The 21,925-nt window shown below is 29.3% G+C and carries 22 protein-coding genes and 1 pseudogene; 11 read left to right on the forward strand and 12 right to left on the reverse strand.

Features of this window, described 5'->3' with window-relative positions; translation table 11 throughout:
- Positions 1–144 precede the first annotated feature (144 nt).
- The 4 genes from QZZ11_RS01735 to hypE form a co-directional block, all read right to left on the reverse strand.
- Entirely contained in the window at positions 145–981 is an 837-nt protein-coding gene (locus QZZ11_RS01735) for a CBS domain-containing protein (RefSeq protein WP_292472985.1), read from the reverse strand.
- A gap of 203 nt (positions 982–1,184) precedes the next feature.
- On the reverse strand, positions 1,185–2,462 hold the full coding sequence (serS, locus tag QZZ11_RS01740) for a serine--tRNA ligase (RefSeq protein ID WP_292472987.1): 1,278 nt from the start codon (positions 2,460–2,462) through the stop codon (positions 1,185–1,187).
- A gap of 10 nt (positions 2,463–2,472) precedes the next feature.
- A complete protein-coding gene (locus QZZ11_RS01745; protein WP_292472988.1) occupies positions 2,473–2,898 on the reverse strand; it encodes an RDD family protein in 426 nt (141 codons plus the stop codon).
- Positions 2,899–2,908: 10 nt separating this feature from the next.
- The gene (hypE, locus tag QZZ11_RS01750; RefSeq protein ID WP_292472990.1) at positions 2,909–3,937 is read right to left on the reverse strand and encodes a hydrogenase expression/formation protein HypE; all 1,029 of its coding nucleotides are present in this window, start codon (positions 3,935–3,937) and stop codon (positions 2,909–2,911) included.
- Positions 3,938–4,205: 268 nt separating this feature from the next.
- Between hypE and QZZ11_RS01755 the strand changes: the two genes are divergently transcribed.
- Complete coding sequence (locus tag QZZ11_RS01755) at positions 4,206–4,586, forward strand: 30S ribosomal protein S8e (protein ID WP_292472992.1); 381 nt, start codon at positions 4,206–4,208, stop codon at positions 4,584–4,586.
- On the forward strand, positions 4,583–5,233 hold the full coding sequence (locus QZZ11_RS01760) for a DNA polymerase domain-containing protein (protein WP_292472994.1): 651 nt from the start codon (positions 4,583–4,585) through the stop codon (positions 5,231–5,233). The genes QZZ11_RS01755 and QZZ11_RS01760 overlap by 4 nt, the downstream gene beginning before the upstream one ends.
- 43 nt (positions 5,234–5,276) lie before the next feature.
- Here the strand turns inward: QZZ11_RS01760 and QZZ11_RS01765 are convergent, their stop codons facing one another.
- From QZZ11_RS01765 to hypD, 4 genes are all read right to left on the reverse strand, one after another.
- The gene (locus tag QZZ11_RS01765; protein ID WP_292472996.1) at positions 5,277–6,935 is read right to left on the reverse strand and encodes an AarF/UbiB family protein; all 1,659 of its coding nucleotides are present in this window, start codon (positions 6,933–6,935) and stop codon (positions 5,277–5,279) included.
- Between the two features lie 67 nt (positions 6,936–7,002).
- Complete coding sequence (locus tag QZZ11_RS01770) at positions 7,003–8,520, reverse strand: zinc ribbon domain-containing protein (protein ID WP_292472998.1); 1,518 nt, start codon at positions 8,518–8,520, stop codon at positions 7,003–7,005.
- A 257-nt stretch (positions 8,521–8,777) separates the two neighbouring features.
- On the reverse strand, positions 8,778–10,088 hold the full coding sequence (locus QZZ11_RS01775; RefSeq protein WP_292473000.1) for a TldD/PmbA family protein: 1,311 nt from the start codon (positions 10,086–10,088) through the stop codon (positions 8,778–8,780).
- Between the two features lie 15 nt (positions 10,089–10,103).
- Entirely contained in the window at positions 10,104–11,153 is a 1,050-nt protein-coding gene (gene hypD, locus QZZ11_RS01780) for a hydrogenase formation protein HypD (protein ID WP_292473001.1), read from the reverse strand.
- A gap of 207 nt (positions 11,154–11,360) precedes the next feature.
- Here hypD and QZZ11_RS01785 point away from each other — a divergent pair, with 207 nt between their 5' ends.
- The 3 genes from QZZ11_RS01785 (at position 11,361) to QZZ11_RS01795 (ending at position 14,676) form a co-directional block, all read left to right on the forward strand.
- On the forward strand, positions 11,361–12,581 hold the full coding sequence (locus QZZ11_RS01785) for a Mur ligase family protein (protein WP_292473003.1): 1,221 nt from the start codon (positions 11,361–11,363) through the stop codon (positions 12,579–12,581).
- A gap of 158 nt (positions 12,582–12,739) precedes the next feature.
- Entirely contained in the window at positions 12,740–13,963 is a 1,224-nt protein-coding gene (locus QZZ11_RS01790; protein WP_292473005.1) for a hypothetical protein, read from the forward strand.
- Positions 13,964–14,010: 47 nt separating this feature from the next.
- Positions 14,011–14,676, forward strand: a complete 666-nt coding sequence (locus tag QZZ11_RS01795; RefSeq protein WP_292473007.1) for an NTP transferase domain-containing protein — start codon at positions 14,011–14,013, stop codon at positions 14,674–14,676.
- 103 nt (positions 14,677–14,779) lie between these two features.
- Here QZZ11_RS01795 and QZZ11_RS01800 read toward each other — a convergent pair whose 3' ends face one another.
- The 3 genes from QZZ11_RS01800 to QZZ11_RS01810 form a co-directional block, all read right to left on the reverse strand.
- Positions 14,780–15,511 carry a geranylgeranylglyceryl/heptaprenylglyceryl phosphate synthase gene (locus QZZ11_RS01800; RefSeq protein WP_292473009.1) on the reverse strand — a complete coding sequence of 244 codons (732 nt, stop codon included), beginning with the start codon at positions 15,509–15,511 and terminating at the stop codon, positions 14,780–14,782.
- Between the two features lie 378 nt (positions 15,512–15,889).
- Positions 15,890–16,036: a 50S ribosomal protein L40e gene (locus QZZ11_RS01805; RefSeq protein ID WP_011406868.1), complete on the reverse strand. Its 147-nt coding sequence runs from the start codon at positions 16,034–16,036 to the stop codon at positions 15,890–15,892.
- Between the two features lies 1 nt (position 16,037).
- Complete coding sequence (locus QZZ11_RS01810) at positions 16,038–16,553, reverse strand: DUF367 family protein (RefSeq protein ID WP_292473016.1); 516 nt, start codon at positions 16,551–16,553, stop codon at positions 16,038–16,040.
- A 196-nt stretch (positions 16,554–16,749) separates the two neighbouring features.
- Between QZZ11_RS01810 and QZZ11_RS01815 the strand changes: the two genes are divergently transcribed.
- Positions 16,750–17,418, forward strand: coding sequence for a DUF116 domain-containing protein (locus tag QZZ11_RS01815; RefSeq protein WP_292473018.1), 669 nt, complete (start codon positions 16,750–16,752; stop codon positions 17,416–17,418).
- Here the strand turns inward: QZZ11_RS01815 and QZZ11_RS01820 are convergent.
- Positions 17,411–18,022, reverse strand: coding sequence for an NAD(P)H-dependent oxidoreductase (locus QZZ11_RS01820; protein ID WP_292473020.1), 612 nt, complete (start codon positions 18,020–18,022; stop codon positions 17,411–17,413). The two genes, QZZ11_RS01815 and QZZ11_RS01820, sit on opposite strands and share 8 nt — an antisense overlap.
- A gap of 76 nt (positions 18,023–18,098) precedes the next feature.
- Between QZZ11_RS01820 and QZZ11_RS01825 the strand changes: the two genes are divergently transcribed.
- The 5 genes and pseudogenes from QZZ11_RS01825 to QZZ11_RS01845 all read left to right on the forward strand — a co-directional run.
- Positions 18,099–18,443, forward strand: a complete 345-nt coding sequence (locus tag QZZ11_RS01825) for a NifB/NifX family molybdenum-iron cluster-binding protein (RefSeq protein WP_292473022.1) — start codon at positions 18,099–18,101, stop codon at positions 18,441–18,443.
- 214 nt (positions 18,444–18,657) lie between these two features.
- Positions 18,658–19,500 (forward strand): hypothetical protein, encoded by an 843-nt coding sequence (locus QZZ11_RS01830; RefSeq protein ID WP_292473024.1) that lies wholly within the window; start codon positions 18,658–18,660, stop codon positions 19,498–19,500.
- Between the two features lie 433 nt (positions 19,501–19,933).
- Positions 19,934–20,512, forward strand: coding sequence for a 30S ribosomal protein S3ae (locus tag QZZ11_RS01835; protein WP_292473026.1), 579 nt, complete (start codon positions 19,934–19,936; stop codon positions 20,510–20,512).
- A 99-nt stretch (positions 20,513–20,611) separates the two neighbouring features.
- Positions 20,612–21,289 (forward strand): TIGR00297 family protein, encoded by a 678-nt coding sequence (locus QZZ11_RS01840; RefSeq protein WP_292473028.1) that lies wholly within the window; start codon positions 20,612–20,614, stop codon positions 21,287–21,289.
- A gap of 5 nt (positions 21,290–21,294) precedes the next feature.
- A pseudogene (locus QZZ11_RS01845) lies at positions 21,295–21,925 on the forward strand (phosphoglycerate mutase); the annotation flags it as partial.

Genomic DNA, 21,925 nt, shown 5'->3' on the forward strand with positions numbered 1-21,925 from the left:
TTTAAGAAAAAAAACTCTGAACAACCTAAAAATAAGTAGTATTCAGAAAAAAGTAAAAAGTATGCTTCATAAGAAGATTTTGTAAATAAATTAATAATATTTTTTATTAATTAAAAAAAAAAGAAAAATAAGTGAAATTCCCACTTATCCAATCATAGCTTTCATTAAATCACTTGCTCTGATTAAACCAATTGGTTCATCAGACATGTTTAATACTGGAACTTGTTCTATATTATTCTTTTTCAAAATGTTTGCACATTCTTTAACTGATGTTTTACGTGTTACTGAAATAAGTTTATCACCAGATACATCTTTTACTAATTTATCTGAGAATTTAAGTTTATTTTTTAAGATGTACATTACACTTTGACTATTCCAAGTCCATTTATCTCCTTCAGTACTTACTGAACTATTATGAACTTCCTGTTCTTCAACAATTCTACTTTCATTAATGAAATCAGTTTCTGTAAGAATACCTGAAGCTTTACTTTCATCGTTTAATGAAATAACTGATTTAAAATCAAAATTGTGTGAAATTGAATATGCAACTGCCAATGGAGTCTTATCCCATACAGTAGGAATGTTACGAACCATATATTTTTCTACTGGTTCAGTATTATTTATTTGCCATAATGCTTTGTTGATTACATCTGAAGAGGTAACAATTCCCACTAATCTATTATCTTCTGTAATTGGAATTCTTCTAATGTTATTGTTAATCATTTTATGTACTACAGATTCTACATCTTCATCAGGAGATGCTGTAATAGGATTTCTTGTCATTACCATTGCTATTTGGTCTTCATCTGGATTTTTAATTAAATCTGATCTAGTAAGAACACCCACTAATTCACCAGTCTGTTTTTTTACGATAGGTATTCCAGAAACTTTTTTATCCCGAAATATTTCATAAACTGTCTGAACTGCTCCTGGCACTGACCCTGCTTGTACTTCTTCAGTCATGATCTCTCTTACTTTCATATTGATCACCTTGTTAATTACTAGAATAATGAATAATTGATACTTTGAAAAATTATGAGTATGAATTATTATATTATATTATATTATGTTATATGTTTGTAGTTTATATTATTAAAAGTTATTTAAACACATAGGTAAGGTATAAAAAGTAATGAATAAACTGTAAAAAAAAAAATAATTATAAAAAAAAGAAAAAAATGAAGCTATTTTTTAGCTTCAATAATTGTTTTACCATTCATATACGGCACTAATACTTCAGGAATTTTAATACTTCCATCTTCTTGTTGGTAGTTTTCAAGTATACAACACATAGTTCTTTCAGTAGCTATTGCAGTACTGTTTAATGTGTGTAACATTTTTGAATCTCCTGATCCTGCTTTACCCACTCTTGTTTTAATTTTTCTAGCTTGATAATCTTTACAATTTGTACATGATACTAATTCACGGTAAGTTTCAGAACCAGGGAACCATGCTTCAAGGTCATATTTTATAGCAGCATTATCATTTAAAGCAGAAGATACAATTGACACTACACGATATGGTAATCCTAATTTTTTATATATATCTTCTGTTACTTCCAATAATTTTTTATGCTCATTTGAAGATTCTTCTGGTGTAGCATATATGAATTGTTCTACTTTTTCAAATTGGTGAACTCTGAATATACCTAAAGTATCTTTACCATGTGATCCTGCTTCTTTCCTAAAACATGTAGATAATGCGCAGTATCTTAATGGTAAATCTTCGGAATCTATAATTTCATCCCTGTGAAGTGCTGCTAATGTTTGTTCTGCAGTAGCAATCAAATATAAATCCTCATTTTCAACTTTGTATAAAGTTTCTTGGAATTCACCTAATTCTGATGTTTCCTCAGCTACTTGACTTTTGATGAAAAATGGTGTTTGAAGTGGTGTGTATCCTTTGTCCACTAACTCATTTAATGCAAACTGTATTAATGCTAGATTCATAAACAATATATCTTGTTTTAAGTAGTAAAATCTAGAACCTGCAATACTTCCAGCAGTCTCTGTATCTGCACCATCAATTTTTTCTATTAAATCAACATGGTTTAGAGGTGTAAAATCAAAGGAAGGTAAAATACCTTCTTTTTTAATTATTACATTATCATCTTCTGTATCAGAAACTGGAACTTCCTCATCAATTATGTTTCCAACTTTATAACGATATTCATCACGAATTTGTTGGTATTCATCAATTTTTGGTTCGAGTTCTTTTATTTCATTTGAAACTTCTTTAGATTTTGCTAAAACTTCTTCGAAAGTTCCATCTTTTTTTGCTTGTTTGAATGATTTTGATAATTTATTTTTTTCAGAACGTAAATCATTTAATCTTTTTAATCCATCTCTCCATAAATTATCATATTCTACTACTTTTTCAGCATTTGTTGTTTCTCTGAACCTTTTTCTTTCAGATTCAAATATTGTTTCTGGTTCTTCCCTAAATAGTTTTATATCTAACAAAATTACCCCTCTATTCCTCAAATTCTACTTCTTCTAATTCAATGTCTGAGTAAACATCAGTTCCGGCCAATTTATCAAATAATCTTGACGGATAGTTTAATACTTTACCAATGATTATATCGAAGATTAATGGTATCCAATATATTTTAGTCAAGTTCCTGACAAATGCTTTTTTATATGACATATATCCCTCTTCATCAGAGACATACAAATGTGTCATTTTTTTACCTAATGTTTTATTAGTTTTTGCTTCAAAAATTGTGAAATAAAGCATTGTTACAACTATTAATACTGCTGTAGGATACCATGCCAAAAGCGTTTGATTATTAATAAAAGACAATATTATATAGAGTATATTGTCAATTAACATAGAAAATAATGTTACTATTACTGCATCAATAATCAATGCTTTAGTTCTTAATACAAAATGTTCCATACTACACCTCTTAACAAACTCTTGGTACTGGATCTGCAATTGGAGGTTCTATTAATCTTTCTCCACCAATTAAGGTTTCCATAATTACTCTTTTACCTTCAGTAACTTCACCTATAATTTCTGCATCTTTACCATATTTAGTTTTCTTTATAGCTTGTAAGATATCTTCAGCATCATCTGCTTTTACACCCATAACAATTTTTCCTTCATTTGCAACTTCAAATGGGTCAATACCCAACATATCAGATACTGCTTCTACTTCAGGTTTAACAGGAATTCTTTCTTCATCCAAATACATACCAACTGAAGCTTTTGTAGCCATTTCATTAAGTGCATTTGCAATTCCACCACGGGTTGGATCTTTCATTGCTGTGATTGTACCTACTTCTTTAGCAGCTTCAACCATTCCCCATACTGGTGCTACATCGGATTTTAATTCAGTTTCATATCCGAATCCTTCTCGTTTTGACATGATTGCCATTCCATGATCTCCAACACTTCCAGTGATTATGATTTTGTCTCCTACTTCAAGTCCGGAATCACGTACTATGTCTTCTTTTTTACCAATTCCTATACCTGCTGTAGTGATAATCATACTGTCAAGTTTATCACTGTCTATTACTTTGGTATCTCCTGTGATAATTGCTGCTCCTACTTCTTCACATGTAGCATTCATTGATTTGATAATCTGTTCTAAATCTGAACGTTCAAATCCTTCACTTATTACCATTGCATTGCTTAATGATACTGGTTTGACTCCCATTACTGAAATGTCATTCAATGTACCTGCTGCAGATATTCTTCCTATATCTCCCCCAGGGAAGAATAATGGTTGAACTGTGTGTGCATCTATTGTTGTTACAACAACATGATCATCATCCAAAGGTATTGTTGCACTGTCATCCAATGCATCTAAGCCTATTCCGCCATTAACACTGGTTTTTGTAAGATTTCCCAATATAATATCAGAAATCATACTCTGCATCACTTCTCCACCTGCACCATGAACCATATTTATCTTGTCATCACTATATGCCATCTAATACATCCCTCTATTTTCTTAATTTCTATTAGTATAATATATATTATTCATAATATTTAAAATTCTATTTTTAACTATAACCAAAAATATAAATATTAAAGAAAGAATATATTATAATATTATTGTAAAATAGTGTATACTATAATAATACTTCAAAAGTAATCATACTATTAAAAACATAGTTTTAAGAAGTATTATCGGATTTTTATATCAATTATCAATTATTTAAACATGTAACACATGGAACAAAATTAGAGGTGAAAATATGGCTATTTGGCAAGGAAGTTCATTAAGAAAACCATCTGGAGCTAGATCCAGAAGAAACAGAAATAAAAGAAGCTTTGAATTTGGTAGAACACCAGCAGAAACCAGAATCGGAGACGAAGTTAAAAAAGAAATTGTTGTAAGAGGAAATGGTACTAAAACCAGAGCAACAGTTGCAAACAGAATCAATGTTATTGATCCTAAAGACAACTCTAGTAAAAACGTTGAAATTCTTACAGTACTCGAAAACTCAGCTAACACTCACTTTGTAAGAAGGAACATTGTTACAAAAGGTGCAGTTGTAGAAACTGAAATCGGTAAAGTAAAAATCACTTCAAGACCAGGTCAAAAAGGAATCGTAAACGGTGTATTAATCGAATGAGCATTCCAAAAATAATTGAAGAACGGGTAACGGAGCTATTAAGCTCCATAAACCATGATCTTCCAGATGATATGGAATTAGAACTGGAAGGTTACTACGACAGAGGTTTTTTTGTATCTAAAAAAAGATATGCTGTCATATGTGATGATGAAATTACAGTTAAAGGTTTAGAACTCGTTCGTAGAGACTGGGCACCAGTAGCTAAAAACACACAACACGATGTGTTGGAAGCTATCCTAAAAGATGCTTCACCAAAAAAAGCTAAAAAAATAGTGAAAAACGTTATTAAACGTTTGAATAGTGGTGAAGTAGAAAATGAAGATTTAGTTATCCATACTAAATTAACTAAAAAACCAGAACATTATAAACAGATCGCACCACATGTTATAGCTGCTGAAAAACTAAGATTAAGTGGTCAAAAAGTAACAAGTGGTTCAATAATTCGTTATATAATTACTAAAGGCAATCAACCAATTAGTAAGCGAGCTGAACCAATAGAACTTATTGGTAATAAAGAATATGATCCAGAATATTATATTCAAAACCAAGTATTACCAGCAACACTACGTATTTTAGAATCTATTGGATATTCTGAAGAACAAATTATGAATAATGAGAAACAAACCAGTCTTGATAGTTTCTTTTAAATAATCCCCAATTATTTATCTATTTTTTAAAAAAAAGTTATATTTAGTAGTTTCCACCACGTATAATCATAACAATCAACACAATACCTATTATTGCACTGAATGTAAAACCTATGAACCCCAATATAGGATAACCCAATACATGTATTCCTGAATCAATACCCATAATTAATGACGAACCTACTAACAATGCTGCAGTAATAATTGCTAAAACTATTTCATTAACTATACGAGAAGTTATGGCATTTATTCTATCAACTTCTTCCATATCTAATGCTATATTTAAATGTCCATCTTCAACAACACTGAAAAAGTTTAATAAAGATGCAGGCAATTTCTTACTTAGATGTTCAACATCCATTATTGTTGATGCTGTTTTAGACATCAATCGTTTAGGTTTAGCAGTATTTAATAACAATTTTAATGCATATGGTTTGACTATTTCCGTAGTATTAAAATCTGGTTTTAATGATCTTCCAACATCATCAATCATAGATAATGTTCTAATAACCATCATCAAATCCCTTGGTAAAATTACACCATATTCATTTAATAAATCATCTTCTATTAATCCACGTAGAACTCCAGATATATCATTAAATTGAATTCCATAATACCTATCCAATAATTGTAGAATTTCATATTCTATTTCTTTATAATCATTAGAATCATCGACTATTCCCATATACATTAATTGTTTAGTTAATAATTTAGCATCCCCTTCAGAAATAAATATGAATAGTTTTGCTAAATCTTCTCTTAAGTCATCATCTAAATGACCCATCATTCCAAAATCTACAAAGGCAACGTTGTTATTTTCTAAAACAAAAATATTTCCTGGATGAGGATCTGCATGATAAAAACCATATTCTAAAATTTGTTTTATAAATGAATCAGCACCTTGCAATGCTATGTGTTCTTTATCATATTTATCATCCTTAGATTTTAGTACTGTGTTTAAACTAACACCATCAACATATTCCATTGTTAAAACTTTACTTGTGGTGTACTCTCTATAAACTTTCGGAACGTAAATATCATCATTTTTTAATAAATCATACAAATGAATAGCATTCATTGCTTCAAATTTGTAATCCAGCTCTTTTTTAATATCACGTTCAAATACATCAACTAATCCCGGTAAATTATATGATTTTGCAATATCCAACCGATTATCCAGCCTATTTGCAATGATATTCATAATTCTTATATCACTTTTAATTGTTTTTTTAATACCAGGATGTTGAACTTTAACAGCAACATATTTGTTATTTAAAAATGCAGTATGTACTTGACCAATACTTGCGGACGCTATAGGTTCTTCACTAAATTCATCGAATATTTCATCCAGTGGTCGGGAAAATTCGCTTTCAATAATTTCCTTAACTACTTCAAAGTCATCTACTGGTGCAGATTCTTGTAATAAAGATAATTCATGAGCTAAATCAAAACCTATTAACTCAGGATATGTACTTAATGTTTGACCAAGTTTGATAAAAGTAGTTCCTAATTCCTGTAAAACAAAACGCAGTCTTACATTAGCATCACTTGGCATATCTTCTGAGATATTTCTGTTTATAAATGGAATTCTAGCATTTTTATTAGAAATATAAAGAGCAAATGATTCAAAACCATGTTTTATAAGAACATGAACAATATCATTTATACGTGACAAATCTCGACGTCTATCATTAAGTACCATAGTATATATTATTTATCAAAATATTATAAATATTTTAAAAGTAATAAAAAAGAGAAAGGTGGTTAAATTATAATCCAATTTGTTGTAACAAAAATGTTGCTACAACTATTGCAATTATTAAAACTAATAAGATAATTAAAACTGTTGTTATTTTACTAGTTAAACTATTAATATTTTCATCAACAGCACCTTCTTCATAATCTTCATCATCAAAATAGGTATTAAATTTAGATTTTATAGCTAAATCCCTGTCATCGTCAACAGTTTTTAAGTTTTCTTTATCAAGTGTAGTCTCATCAATTGATTTTATTATAGTATCATCAACTGTTTTTTCACTTTCATAAGTTGTAGCTTGTTTTGCTCTAGCTGCAGCACCTGCAACTGCGGCACCTGCAACTGCAACTCCTGATGCCAATTCTGTTTTATCAGCAGTATCTTTTTCAATGATTGTTTCTTCAGTTGATTCTAATTTTTCCTCAGTTTTTGCAATTTCTTCAAGCTTTGTTTGTACTTCTTCCATTATTGGAGTTTCAATAGGTTCAATTATTGGTTCATCAATATCACTTTCTTCTTCAAAGAAATTTTCTTCGAAAAGTGCTTCTTCAGGAGTAATTTCATTATCAACTATGGATTCTTTAACAACATCATCCACAATCATTGCTTCTTCAACAACTTCTTCTTGAACAACAGGAACTTCTTCAACAACAGTTTCCTTAGGAACTTCCACTTCAGGAACTTGGGTTGTTTCTTCAACTTCAGGAACTTCTTCAACAACAGTTTCCTTAGGAACTTCCACTTCAGGAACTTGGGTTGTTTCTTCAACTTCTGGAACTTCTTCAATTATTTCAGGAGTTTCATCAAGAATAACAATTGAATCATCAACGACAAAGTCATCAAAAATATCTATTACTTCATCATCATTTACTGATGAATTGTTTAAATCATCGGTTACAACAACTTCTTCCTCAACAACGTCAACTACAGGTACTTCTTCCTCAACAACGGTTTCCTTAGGAACTTCCACTTCTTCAACAACAGTTTCTTCTATTATATTTGTCTCCATAGTATCTGATACAGGTATTGTTTCTTCCATTTGAGGTACTTCTTCAACAATTGATTCAACGCTTTCCGAATGTTCTATGTTGGTTTCTTCAACAGGAGCTTCAATAACTTGGGAATTTTCTGGTTTTGAAGGTTCACTTTTAGGTTTAATTCTTTTTCTTGGCTTGATTGGATGTGCTATTGTAGATTTTGCAGCCCGTAACCCTTGAGCCACACTTCCTTTATAATTATTTTCTTCGTTTTCAATTTTTTCAACTGATTCTTCAACAAAAGATCCATCCACATTTGATTCTTTAATAAGTGGTTCTGAAGATTTTTCCACATTTTCAGCATTTAATATTATTGCATCATCACCTAAAGGTGCTTCTTGCCAAATTACATTATCTTCTACGTTTTCTACTTTATCTAAAGCTAATAAAGGATCGTATTCTTCTGTAGCAAATTTATCATTTAGAAATGTACCACATTTAGGACAAGTTTCATTACTTTCACTTATTTCTGACCCACATTTTTTACAAAACATTTACTTTACTCCTTCATTTTTTTTAAATAATTACTAAAATAGTATGAATAAAATTTAATTAAATTATAATACCCTGAATTTAGAATATTCTATTAGATTGCAAATTAGAATTTTATATTAAATAATTATATATTCATTATAATATTTAAATCCTAAGATTAATAATAAAAAAATGTATAAAATATAAAAAAATAGATTATTAATAAAAAAAAGAAAAATTTAAAGAATATCATAAAATTAAGCATTTTAAAGATAGTTTAACCTATCACCCTTAAATTTTTTACAAGCACCTTAGGAGTTATTAAAGATCCTACTTGCCTGATTTCTTCTGTCGCTGCAGTAGCGTTTTTCATAATTTCAAAAATATTTCCTGAAATCATTGCTTTCTTAATAGGATTAGTAATTACACCATTTTTGATTTCAAAAGCATTTCTCGCTTCAACAGAAAAATCACCAGTTATTGGATTAGCAGTATGTGCTCCCATCACACTATGTACTGTTATACCATCCATTATGTCAGATACTTGTGTTAATTCCTTAAATTCTGTATTAATATTTGTAAAACCAACAGAAGGTACTGAACTATATCCTGCCCTAGTTGCATTAGCTGTTGTTTCAACATCACGTTCATCCTTATTAGCATGATAAGTATCATATATGAAATTTTTTAATTCCCCGTCCTTAATTAATTCAGTTTTTTGTGAGGGCGTACCTTCATCATCAAATTTGGATGAAGCTCTAGCGCCAGGAATTGTACTATCATCATATAAAGAGAAAGTTTCTGAAGTTACAATTTCATTTAACTTATCTTGGAAATAAGATCTTCCCCTTTGAATATTTTCACTACTCAATGCAGATAAAAAAGTACTTAATAATGAAGAAATTGCAAAATAATCCAACACAACATTTGTGGTTCTAGTTTCTGTAGGTTGACCATTTCTAGAATCTTTAGCCAAATCTGTTGATTCCTGAACAATTCTTTCTATTTCTAATTCTTTACCATGACTTAAATCATATGCATAAGCACTTGAAAATCCGTCACCATCCTCAACATTTACAGAAACAGAGATTCCACTACCAGTTTGTTCTTCACTAGCAAAAACACCATTTGAATTGGCTATAGTTGTTTTCCCCACGCTTACTTCATATTCTGCAGAAGTTGGTTGACAATCTTTTTGTTTAACCATTTCGATTAAATCATTACAAGTTTCAATCGCTTCTTGTAATGTAACATTTTCAATTCTCTTATCATATAATCCAGATACCTCTTTGTATCCTTTTGGTTTTTCAATAATTGCTACATTTTCATCAGGATTATTTAGTTTGGAATTTTTTATTGCTTGTTCTATTACTTCATCAATTCTATTGATATTGGTTGTATAAGAAAATCCTTGTTGTTGGTTATTAATTACTCTTATACCTATACCTGTAACATCTTCTTCTTTAGCATAATTTATAGCATCATTTAACACGGATATTTCAGTTACTTTTTCAGTATCTAAATATACTTCAGAGTAATCTACTTTATCCGAAAGTTTTGTTATAATATCATCAACTACATAATCCATTTTATCAACTCTAAATTAATCATCCATTTTAGAATATCTGTAAGCAATATTACATGTACCTTCTTTACTTACCATACAAGCTCCGATAGGATGTAATGGATTACATTCACCACGGAATAATTTACAATCTTCTGGTCTTGCCATTCCTCTTAAAATAGGTCCACAAATACATCCTGTTGGTACATTTTGAGTATCAGGCAACTCCATATCAAATTTTTTCCTTGCATTATGGTCATCAAATTCTGGTTTAAGTTCATATATTGAATTTGGTATTTCTGGGAAACCTCTCCATTCTTTAGTAGTTACTTCAAACACTTCTTCCATAGCTTCTATTGCTTTAACATTTCCTTCTTCACGTACTGCTCTTTTATATTCATTTTGAATTCTCGGATTATCTTCTTTTTTCTGTTTTAATATGAGATAAATTGAATATAATATATCTAATGGATTAAATCCAGCTACTGCTTGAGGTATTCCATATTTTTCAGATAAAAATTCAAATGGTTTTGTTCCAATAATAGTACATACGTGTCCTGGTTCTATTAAAGCATCTAATTTAACCTCGTCATGTACTAAGAAATCAAGAGTAGGTGGTACTAATCTGTGTCCACTTAATACAGAAAAGTTTTCAGGAGGATTATTTAACATTTCACTTGCAGTTGTTGGTGCTGTTGTTTCAAATCCAGCAGACATGAATACTACTTCATTATCTATTTCGTTTGCTAAATCTACAGCATTCCCAATACCATAAACAATCCTTACATCAGCACCTTCTGCTTTTGCATCTGCCAATGATTTTTCAGTACCCGGTACTCTTAACATATCACCAAAAATAGTGACCGTAACTCCCTGTTCTGCTAATGCAACACATTCATCTATCTCCCTTGCCGGAACCACACAAACAGGACATCCCGGACCAGCTACAACTTGTACTTCCTCAGGTAACATTGAACGAATACCATTATACATAATTGTATGTTCGTGTGAACCACATACGTGCATAATTTTAATTGGCTGTTTAATATCATTTATTTTTTTAACTATTTCTTTTGTTAAGTTTTTCATTTAAAAACTCCCTAAACTGAATTATCATATTTTTTAAATAATTATTATAAAATATTTTAATCTAAATTATTTTATATCAATGATAATTATTATCAATATTGATATATTTAAATGTGGCTTCTTTTTTTAAAATCATTATTTTTTTAAATAAAACTAAATATTAAAAATTTTAAAAGTAATTATATATGGAAAAAAGGAGTTCATAAAATGAATATTAGTGTTGTGGGTTTAGGCGTGGAAGGACAACAGGCGACAATTGCCCTGTTAAAACGAGAACATAGAGTTTATGCTTCAGACATTAATCGAAAAATAGATTTAAGCATATTAAACCAAAAGAAGATTAATACTGAACTATTAGACTTAGAAATTGGAAGTCATAATTTAGACAAAATTTTTAAATCCGAAGCCGTTTCTGTCAGTCCCAGTTTATTTGATAAGGATATCTGCAAAAAAATTATTGAAAAAAATATATTCCTTTCCGATGTAATGACTAAACATAAAAATATTAAAACAATAGCCGTAACAGGAACTAATGGAAAGACCACAACAAGCCATATGATTTACCATATTTTAAGTAATGCCGGATTTAAAGTTGTTCTTGGAGGAAATGGTGGAGGGGGTTTTTCAGGATATACCGAATTAGTCCTTAAGGCAAATGAAGAGGAATATGATTTTATGGTCATTGAAGTCTGTGATATGACTTTAGCATTCTGTGATTATGTGTTTGATATTGATTTGGTTGTTGCAACGAATATTGGTTATGATCATATGGATGTTCATGGTTCCATAGAACATTATACTGAAGAAATAGGAGAGTTTATACAAAATAAAACTGCCATCCTAAATAAAAATGATCAAAACCTTTTAAAAATAACTGACAAAAGCAATAAAACATTATTATTTGACAAATATCAGGAAAAATTAAATTTATTTGGTTCATTTAATCTTCAAAATGCTGAAGCAGCAAGAATTGCTTGTTTAGAATTAGGAATTAGAGAAAACACAATACACAACTATTTAAAATCATTCAAATCGGTTGCAGGAAGAACTATTAAAATTAATTATAATGGTAATGAAATTGTATCCGGTAAAACAGATAATGTAGATGCACTTAAAGCAGTTCTTGAAGAAGATAAATTTGATATAGTTATAATAGGAACTCCAAGAAAACACGAAACTTGCAGATTTAATATTTTAGATTTTGTTAAAGAATACAATCCCGATACACTAATAATATTCCCAGGTTTGGATGATATTACCTATGATTATGTACAATACATGAACAAATTAGGTTACAACAAAGATTTAATGGTTATTAAAGAAATTAAAAATATAATTAAATTCATAGACACGGCTAAAAATAAAAAAATCTTTATTGGCGGTAATGGACAATCCAAAATTACCGAAATCACCTCCAAACTATTTTAATCTATTTTCAATTACTTTTTTTATTAGATGAAAATATTTATAGAAAAATAATATTAATCATCAAAAATAAAATATAGTATTATATAATAAATCATTTTAAATCTTTTTATTATAATTCATTAAATTAATTTAATAAAATTAGAGAGGTTAATACTTAAATGGCTAAACTAACCAATCCGTATTTATTAATTGGAATTTTATTTCTAACTGTAGTCGCTTCAGGAATTATGTGTAACGAATTTACAGGTGCAGCTAATGCTACCAACAGTATTAATGCAGTAAATGGTAGTACAGTAATTCCGGGTGATTTATTGATTGATGGTTCTACTATTCGTAAAGAACCAATAGCATCAAATCCATTGAATATTGCAAGACCATTAATTCATGGAAACTTAGTTAGTGTGTTTTCATCAATAGCTTCTGGTGCAGCACCAAAAGACGTGATTAATAATAATTCATATATCACAGCAGATGGTCACATTTCAAGTAAAATGGATGGAATAGGTAAAGTTGTAATGGACGAAAAGGGAAAAATTAAAGTTGAAAAAACTGATGAAGTCGTTTGGGCTTATAAAAAAGCAGATACATACGCATTTAAATCAGGAGATTCAATAAACTTTGTTCGTCAAAATAAAACTATCAAAACCATTAAAGGTAGTGACATTAATAATGATTCTGTTCCAACCGACTTTGTTACAGCAGCTGAACTAAAATCATGGTTTGATGATGCAGATGATGGTGACAACATTACAGTAGATTACTATCTTGGTAACTTTAGTGATAACAGAGCCAATGTATATGGAAAAGACAACATTACTCATTTATTTGGTGAAGGTGTTTACGGTTATATGCGTAACTATACACCAGGATGTCCAGTATTAGTATATGATAATAATGCTTCTGAAGTTGAAGTAAGTAGTGGATTAAGTTATGTTGAATATTTAGCAGGTTATCCTACAGCAGTTCGTGCAGCCAATGCAAAAGAATTTGCAGCAGGTTGGAACAACACATTCATACCACCGCATGGTAGTGCTCATGGAAAACAAAATGTTACTTTTACATCAATTGCTGAATCAGAAGCTCCTTCAGGTAGTGCTGCTCACGGAGTTTGTCCTCCAGGAAGATCTCTTAGATCCGCAGTTTTAGCATTAGGTAATCCATTACCTGTAGGTATGTCTGGTGCTGATGAAGCAATTTTATACGAATATAAACCAACTATTGATGTATTAGTATCAAATGAGGGAGATTATCCAATTAAAATAGTTATGTGGACTGAAGGAGATAGTGGAGATACTGCAATATATACCAAAATATATGAAATTAGAGATAATTCAACTCTAAATTCAACCTCCAATTCCACCAACAATACTACATCAAACTAAACCCCACCCACTTTTTTTTAATATTACTTTTTTTAGAGATGATTAAAATGGATGCAATAATAACCGCTGCAGGTAAGAATTCTAGAATGATTAAAGACTTTGAAAATATGGGTAAAAAACCAATTCATAAATTGAAACTAGAAATAAATAACAAACCATTATTGATTCATACCATTGAACAAATTCTTAATTCAGATATTGAGAAAATTAATATTTGTTTGGGTCACTTTAAAGATGAAATTTATAAGGTACTTGAAGAATATAATTTAGAAGATAAAGTAAATATCATTATTAACGAAAATCCAGAAGTAGGTTTATCCCAAACGATAGAAAATGCTTTAAAATATAATAAAAATAATTTTTATCTATTTGCAGCTGCCGATCAGCCAACACTTAGTTCATACACCATTAATCGTATGATAAATACATTGAAAAATAGTCCTAACCCAAAAAACACTATTACTATCCTAAGACGTAGAGCAATTGGAAAATTAGATAGTGCTGAAGGTTTAGGCATGCCTTTTTGTTGTTATGGTAATTTAATGTATTCTTATGTCCAAGGAGAGGATGATAATCTTAACCCTATATTAAGAAAAATGATTAAAAATGGTGTTGAATTCTATGCATTAAAAGAATCCGATGAGTCAGAGTTATTGAATATTAACCATTATGAAGATTACTTAAAAATAAAAGAAATAATGGAGAAAAAATAACAATTTTCCATTAATCTATAAAATAAATCATTTACCCTGTCTCAAAATTTTTATAAAAAAAGTTTTTTTAAAAGAAAAAAATAAAAAGAATAATTTAAAACAATTAATGTATCGCATCAGTTAATTCTTTAATTTTTTCATAAGCATCTTCTGTTTCTTCCACAACTGTTCCTGTAATAACTATGTCTGCTCCTGCTTGACTAACTTCTTTTGCATCTTGGGCTGTTCTAATTCCACCACCAACAATTAAAATAAGATTTGTTAATTTTTTAACTTTCATTATGAAGTCAAGTGGGATGTGTGAATCTGCACCAGAACCTGCTTCCAAGTATATTACTTTCATTCCTAAAAATTCTGCTGCCATTGAATAAGCTAATGCTAAATCTGATTTTTTACGAGGAATTGGTTTTGCATCACCAACCCAACCAACAGTTCCTCCCGGTTCTATTATTAAGTATCCCATAGGAATTGTTTCAATCCCCATTTTTTTAATAGAAGGAGCAGATAATGCTTGTGCACCGGTTATCCAATAAGGATTTGTTGAATTTAATAAACTCATAAATAAAATTGCATCAGCAAATTTACTAACTCCACTAATATTTCCAGGGAACAACACAACAGGTAACTCTGTGTTTTCTTTTATTGCTTTAACTGTAAGATTTAAATCATCTTGATCTGTTATAGAACCGCCAACAAGAATACCATCAGAATTAGCTTTTTCAGCAGCTTGTGCCATTTTAGCTGCTTCTTCAGGAGACTGTTCATCAGGATCTATTAAAGTAAAATGCATTTTGTGATCTTTTAATGTTTCATTAATATAATTCTCAACGTTCATTATTATCTACTCTCTATTAAATGAATGAAAATTTATCTTTGATAAATACTTTATTTTAAAAAGTATTAGTATTTAATCCATCAATAACAAATAGTTAATAATTTAGTTTCATTTTTTAAAAAATACTTAGAACAATATGAAAAATAATATTTTAAAAAATAAGGACATAACATCAGACATTCCATCAAATAATTATTTTTTTAATGATTTTCATAATATTCCCTTAAATTAGGATTTAAAATGGATATACACATTAATTAATTTTTAAAATAAAAATCTATGAAAATAGTTATATTTTTTAAATTTTTTTAAAAATAGACTTTTTGGAGATTAAAATAAAGAAAAAATTAAAAGTACTAATGTAAAAGTACGATTAATCTATCCTCTTGGTTCTTTTGCTTTGAATCTTAAACCAGTGTAACCACATTTCCTACAGGATTTTGCAGTAGCTGGGTTTCTTGCGTTACATTTTAAACAAATTTTAATGTTGAACATTCTGTTTTCAGCTTCTTCAAATTTTGCCATGTTAGTTTCCTCCTAAGAATTCATTTTGTACTTTTACAATTTCAGTACTATTACTTGCCTCACTATAGGCTTCTAATAAATTTTCATTAAGTGAAATGAAGTGTGGACCCCATTTGAAGGAATTCATTAAATCCCTAGCTTCATTTTTGTAACCTACAATATATAAAGCAGCACTTAATGCTTCAGCAGTTGATAATATACATGGTTTTCCATAGTTAACTGGATTTGCTGCCACCAGAAATGGAAGTAACCTGTGATTTTTCTTAGATTTAAAATTAAAAGAAGAATTTTTCAATTTCTTCCAAGAACAATCCAATGCTGACAATCCATATTTTGTAATTTTATCTTTATCCTCAACAGAGACTGCTTTACTAGCTTCTGCATCCAATACTATAGCATTATAAGGTATTTTACGCATATTATGCGTGATAAAAACCTTATTTTGTTTATGTAGCTTCACAGAAGTACATCTCTTAGGATCACATTCCTTTGAATGGTAAATTACAATTTTAGTCATATTAAACTTTAATAAAATTTTTAATGAATAAATAATTCTATTATAATATATTACTCTAAATGAAACAAAGAATAATATGAATTATTAGAATAGTATTTATTATATATCTATTCCAAATAATAAAAAGATTTCTATTTAAAAAAAATATATGATTAAATACAAATGAAGTAGAAATATATAATTAAAGGTTATTCATATGGATTTAAACTTATTTACATTACTTGGCGAAATAGTAGTTATACTCCTAATACTTTTACTCATACTCATCGCCATTACCCTAATTCTTGGAGTATACCTCATTAAAAATAAAAAACTTATTTTTCCAGGATTATTACTCTTTGCTCTTAATTTAACATATCCTGTCATTAAAAAAATACTCAAATGGTTCCAATTAAATGAATTATTAATTGATGAAATTAGTATTGACCTTATAAATAGAATTAACAGAGATAAATTTCGTACATTAAATGCGAAAGATGTTATAATGGTTTTACCCCATTGTCTTAGAGCCCCCAATTGTCCTGCAAAACTTGGAGAATCAGGACTTGAATGTGTTAACTGCGGAAATTGTTCCATAGGGATTATCAAAACAGTTAGTGATAAAAAAGGTATAGACATGTACATCGTTCCGGGTTCAACATTTATCAAAAATGTTATTAAAAAGAGACCATTCAAAGGAGTTATCGGTGTGGCTTGTCCCCTTGACCTAAATCTCGCCATGATGTCACTTGAGAATTATTGTCCACAAGGAGTTTATCTATTAAGAGATGGATGCATTAATACAATAGTTAATGTGGATGAAGTTATCGATTTAATAAATGCTACACAACCAGTAACAGAATATAAAGCAGAAGATTTTAACTAGTCTCTTTTCCAATTTTTTCTGCTCTTTTTATATGTTTTTCTTCATTATTCAATTCTTTTTCTTTTACATAGGCTGTTTCTGTAAAAAAATACATATTTGTTCTTTCTGTTTTTCCGGCCATCCTATCATTTATAAAAATTGTTTCCAATGCTTTTATTTTACCATCCTCTTTTAAAGTTTCATAACTGCTACCTGCACTTATTAAAAAATTTGTTTCATCCATGGTTTTCATTGTAGTATTTATCCCATCATCATAATCATATTTGAATCCTTTCGTAAATACTCTTGAAAAATAGCCTACTAGTTTTGATGGAGCATCCATCCAAAATAATGGGAAAATAAAGGTTAATATATTAGCATTATTTATTTTTTTCTGTTCTGTAATGATTTCATCAGATAAAGGACATTCTATGTTATTATTTTCTCTTAAATATTCCTCTTCTGAAATATCAGTATTAAAATTTGATTCGTATAATTCAGTTATAGTATACTCAATATTATTTTGACTTAATCCTTTAATGTAAGATTCCTTGATTTTATAAGTTATTGATTTTTTACTTGGATGACAATATATTATATGTACTTTACATTTTTTTGAATTCATATACTTATATAAGGACTTAATTAATAATAATAACTTACAACAAATAATATTAGTAGAGTTTAAGGGGGCACGTCGAATGAAAAAAATTGGTGTGGCTGTTAAAGAAAACGGAAAACATTTGGAACATTTTGGTATTTGTGAATATTTTATTGTTTATAAATATGATGAAAATAGCCATAATATTGAATATGAGAATATATTATTCTCCTCAAAAGACCATAGACCTGAAGGAGAAGAATGGGAAAAATCAGCAGATACTATAAAAGGGTGCGATATTGTTATCTGTGAAAAAATAGGTCTGGTTGCAAGAGCAGAAGTTGAAAGAATGGGTATTAAAATTATAGAATCAGAGGGCCTTGTAGAAAATGCTCTTGATAATTTTATTAATAGGGAAATTAAAAAATCAAGTATTAAATTGTAACATAACCTCCATAACTAACACTTTTTTAAAACTTAATATTGTCTATCATTTAAAGTTAAAATTAATGGATTAAAAGTAAATCTAATTTTAACAAATATAGCTTAAAGATTATTTATAATAACATAAATAATATTTAATTAACCATAAAATAATGATTTTAAAGCTTTAAAAAATCAGTTATTAATAACAACCATTCTTGAAAGGAGTGTCAATAATGCAAATAGATGAAAGTTGGTACAAACTATATGAAAACTTGTACGGAACTGAATTCAATAGGTTTTTAACCATAGGCAATACGAAAATCGGATACACCAATTACAATATTCGATCCCTCAACGAAATCAAAGAACTTATTGAAGAAAATTATCCGCAAAATGAGTTTTATATAAGTTTGTACAATTACAATACTGAAGAAAATATTCTTCGATGGGGCCTGAACGAAATGGACAAATACGAAGAATATGCTGAAAAAAATGGAATATTAATCCGTTTTAAACAAAATACGGACATAATAATGGAAGAAATAACCAATTTAACCGATATTCAAAAATTTATGTTCATACGAAGATCAATTAACCTTGGATTTAACAAAGATATTGTGGAAGAATGTAGCAAAATATATAATTTCTTTAAAACCCATTTCAACATCAAAGGATACCCCATGTTTAATGGATATGATGAATGTTTAATATACTATAGAACTAATGAACTAAAATTAAGCTATCCTAGTCTTACATGTCATAATCTTTATAAATTATTAAAAGAAAAGTTAGAACTTAAAACATTACTCTATGAAAATATTGAACCCTATGCACAAATAGTACCATTACCAGGTACACAAAACAGTAATTCAAGATTGTATACTCAGTTATATTTCCCTGAATATTCCTATGAAGAAATTATGTTAAAAGGTCAAGAAAAATTCCTAGATGAAGAACATTTACAAGAATTTGATACATCAAACGATTTTGAACAATTCATGAAAGACATAGATAATGAAATTAAGAATTCTGAGAACAGTAGATACAATTTCGATGACATTTGGGATAAACTTTAATTTATAAAAACCTTTCAAGAACTACTCTTTTTTCACTTTTTTTAAAATAAAAATTAATTTAAATAAAAAAAATTTTCTCCCAATAGACAAGTATTTATTATATAAAAAATATAATATTAAAATAAGATATAGACTAGGTCTATGGTAATTTATGATTCTACAAAGATAAGAATTATTATAAAAGAATATGACTTAAAAATGGTCATGAGTATCTAAATTTTTTTATAAAAAACAAATCTTGTTTTATTTACCATGTAGTGGCCTGACGGATTCTTTTCAAATTTAATAGATTTCAATAATTTTAACTAATAATTAGTAGGGGTACTAATTTAATCTTAAACCCAACATTATTACAGCATAAAAAGAGATGATTTGCTGTAAATTTAATTAAACTAATAATAATTCATAAAAAATAAAAGGAGATAGTGATATAATGGCAAAAGCAAGAAGACGAGTACGTGACACCTGGAAAGAAAAAGTATGGTATGAAATTTTAGCACCAGCAGATTTTGAAGAAGCAAGTTTAGGAACAAGCCCAGCTAGAGAACCTGAAATGTTAGTTGGACGTAAAATCGAAACTTCAATGCGTGAAATTACTGGAGACTTCAGTAGACAATACGTTAAATTATTCTTCGAAGTAGATCATGTAAGTGGTGAAAAAGCATACACCAAATTCACAGGTCACAAAGTAACTACAGATTACACACGTAGTATGATTAGAAGAGGAACAAGCCGTATCGATTCAATTACCGATGCAACAACAAAAGACGGTGTAAAACTCAATGTACACATGTTAGCAATCACCGTAAAAAGAGCAAAATCATCACAACAAAAACTTATCAGAGAAACAATGACCAGAATGATTGTTGAAAATGCAGCTGAAAAGAATTTAGATGAACTTGTAAAAGAAATCATCACAGGTAAATTTGCTTCAAACATATACCACGAAGCTAAAAAAATCTACCCACTCAAAAAAGTTGAAACTATAAAAACAAAAGTATTAAACAAATAAGTTCAACAGGGAAACATATTAAAAAATTCTTGACCTCCTTCCACTTTTCTTTATTTTTTATCAAAACATATTATATTAATAAACCACAAAAATTACTATATGATACAATTAATATTCCTCATGATTTGTGTAATATTTGGAATCATAGTATACCTTTCCGGTGCACTTGATTTACTAGGCTCATCTTTTGTTACAATTATTGGGATGTTTATAGTCATAACAAGAGGATTTAATTGGTTAGCAATATTATTACTATTTCTATTTTTAGGATCTATATTTACTAAATTTAAGTCAGATTATAAAAGACGTATAGGCCTAAAACATGAACAACGAACAGTGAAAAATGTTGTTTCAAATGGAATAGTACCTGTAGTAATGGCATTATTTGGAAACTATGCTGGATTTATAGGAGCTATAGCTACTGCTACTGCTGATACAATGGCAAGTGAAATAGGAGTACTTAGTAAGCCTATATTAATTACTAGCAGAGAACATGTAAAACCAGGTACTGATGGTGGTATATCAGCACTTGGAACTGCGGCAGGTTTAATTGGAGCTTTAATAATAGGATTAACTGCTTATTTAGTAAATGTATCTCCAGAACTTACCCACAGTTTATTAATAGCACTTTTTGCAGGAATGATTGGCTGTTTTGCCGATAGTCTTTTGGGTGCAACATTAGAACGTAGTGGGCTTTTTAATAATGAGCATGTTAATTTATCTGCCACAATAATTGGAGCATTAGTTGGTATCATTATAATAACTATTGGAGCATGAAAAAAATGAAAGGAATTATATTTGTAATTGATGGAATGGGTGATCGCCCAGTTAAAGAATTAGATGATAAAACCCCTTTAGAAGCTGCAAATACACCATACATGAATAAAATGGTTGAAGAAGGAATAACAGGAATTATGGATACTATTAGACCTGGAGTAAGACCAGGTAGTGATACAGCACACCTTACCTTATTAGGTTATGACCCATATGAAGTATATACCGGACGTGGACCATTTGAAGCAGCAGGAGTTCATGTAGAAGTAAAACCGGGTGATATAGCATTCAGATGTAACTTTGCAACAGCAGAAGATGATTTAACAGTTATAGATAGACGTGCAGGAAGAATTAGTAGTGGAACTGATGAAATTGCAGATACCATTAACCAAATGAAACTTGATGATAATGTCGAAATAATATTTAAAGAATCAGATGCACACAGAGCAGTACTTGTACTTAGAGGAGAAGGTTTATCTGATAAAATTACAGATGCAGATCCAAAACATGAAGGGAACAAACCTAAAACTGTTAAAGCACTAGATGATTCTGAAGAAGCAAAATATACTGCAGATCTTGTTAACAAATTCGTTGAACAATCATATGACATGTTAAAAGAACATCCAGTAAATCTCAAAA

Source organism: Methanosphaera sp., assembly GCF_016282985.1.
GTDB lineage: Archaea > Methanobacteriota > Methanobacteria > Methanobacteriales > Methanobacteriaceae > Methanosphaera.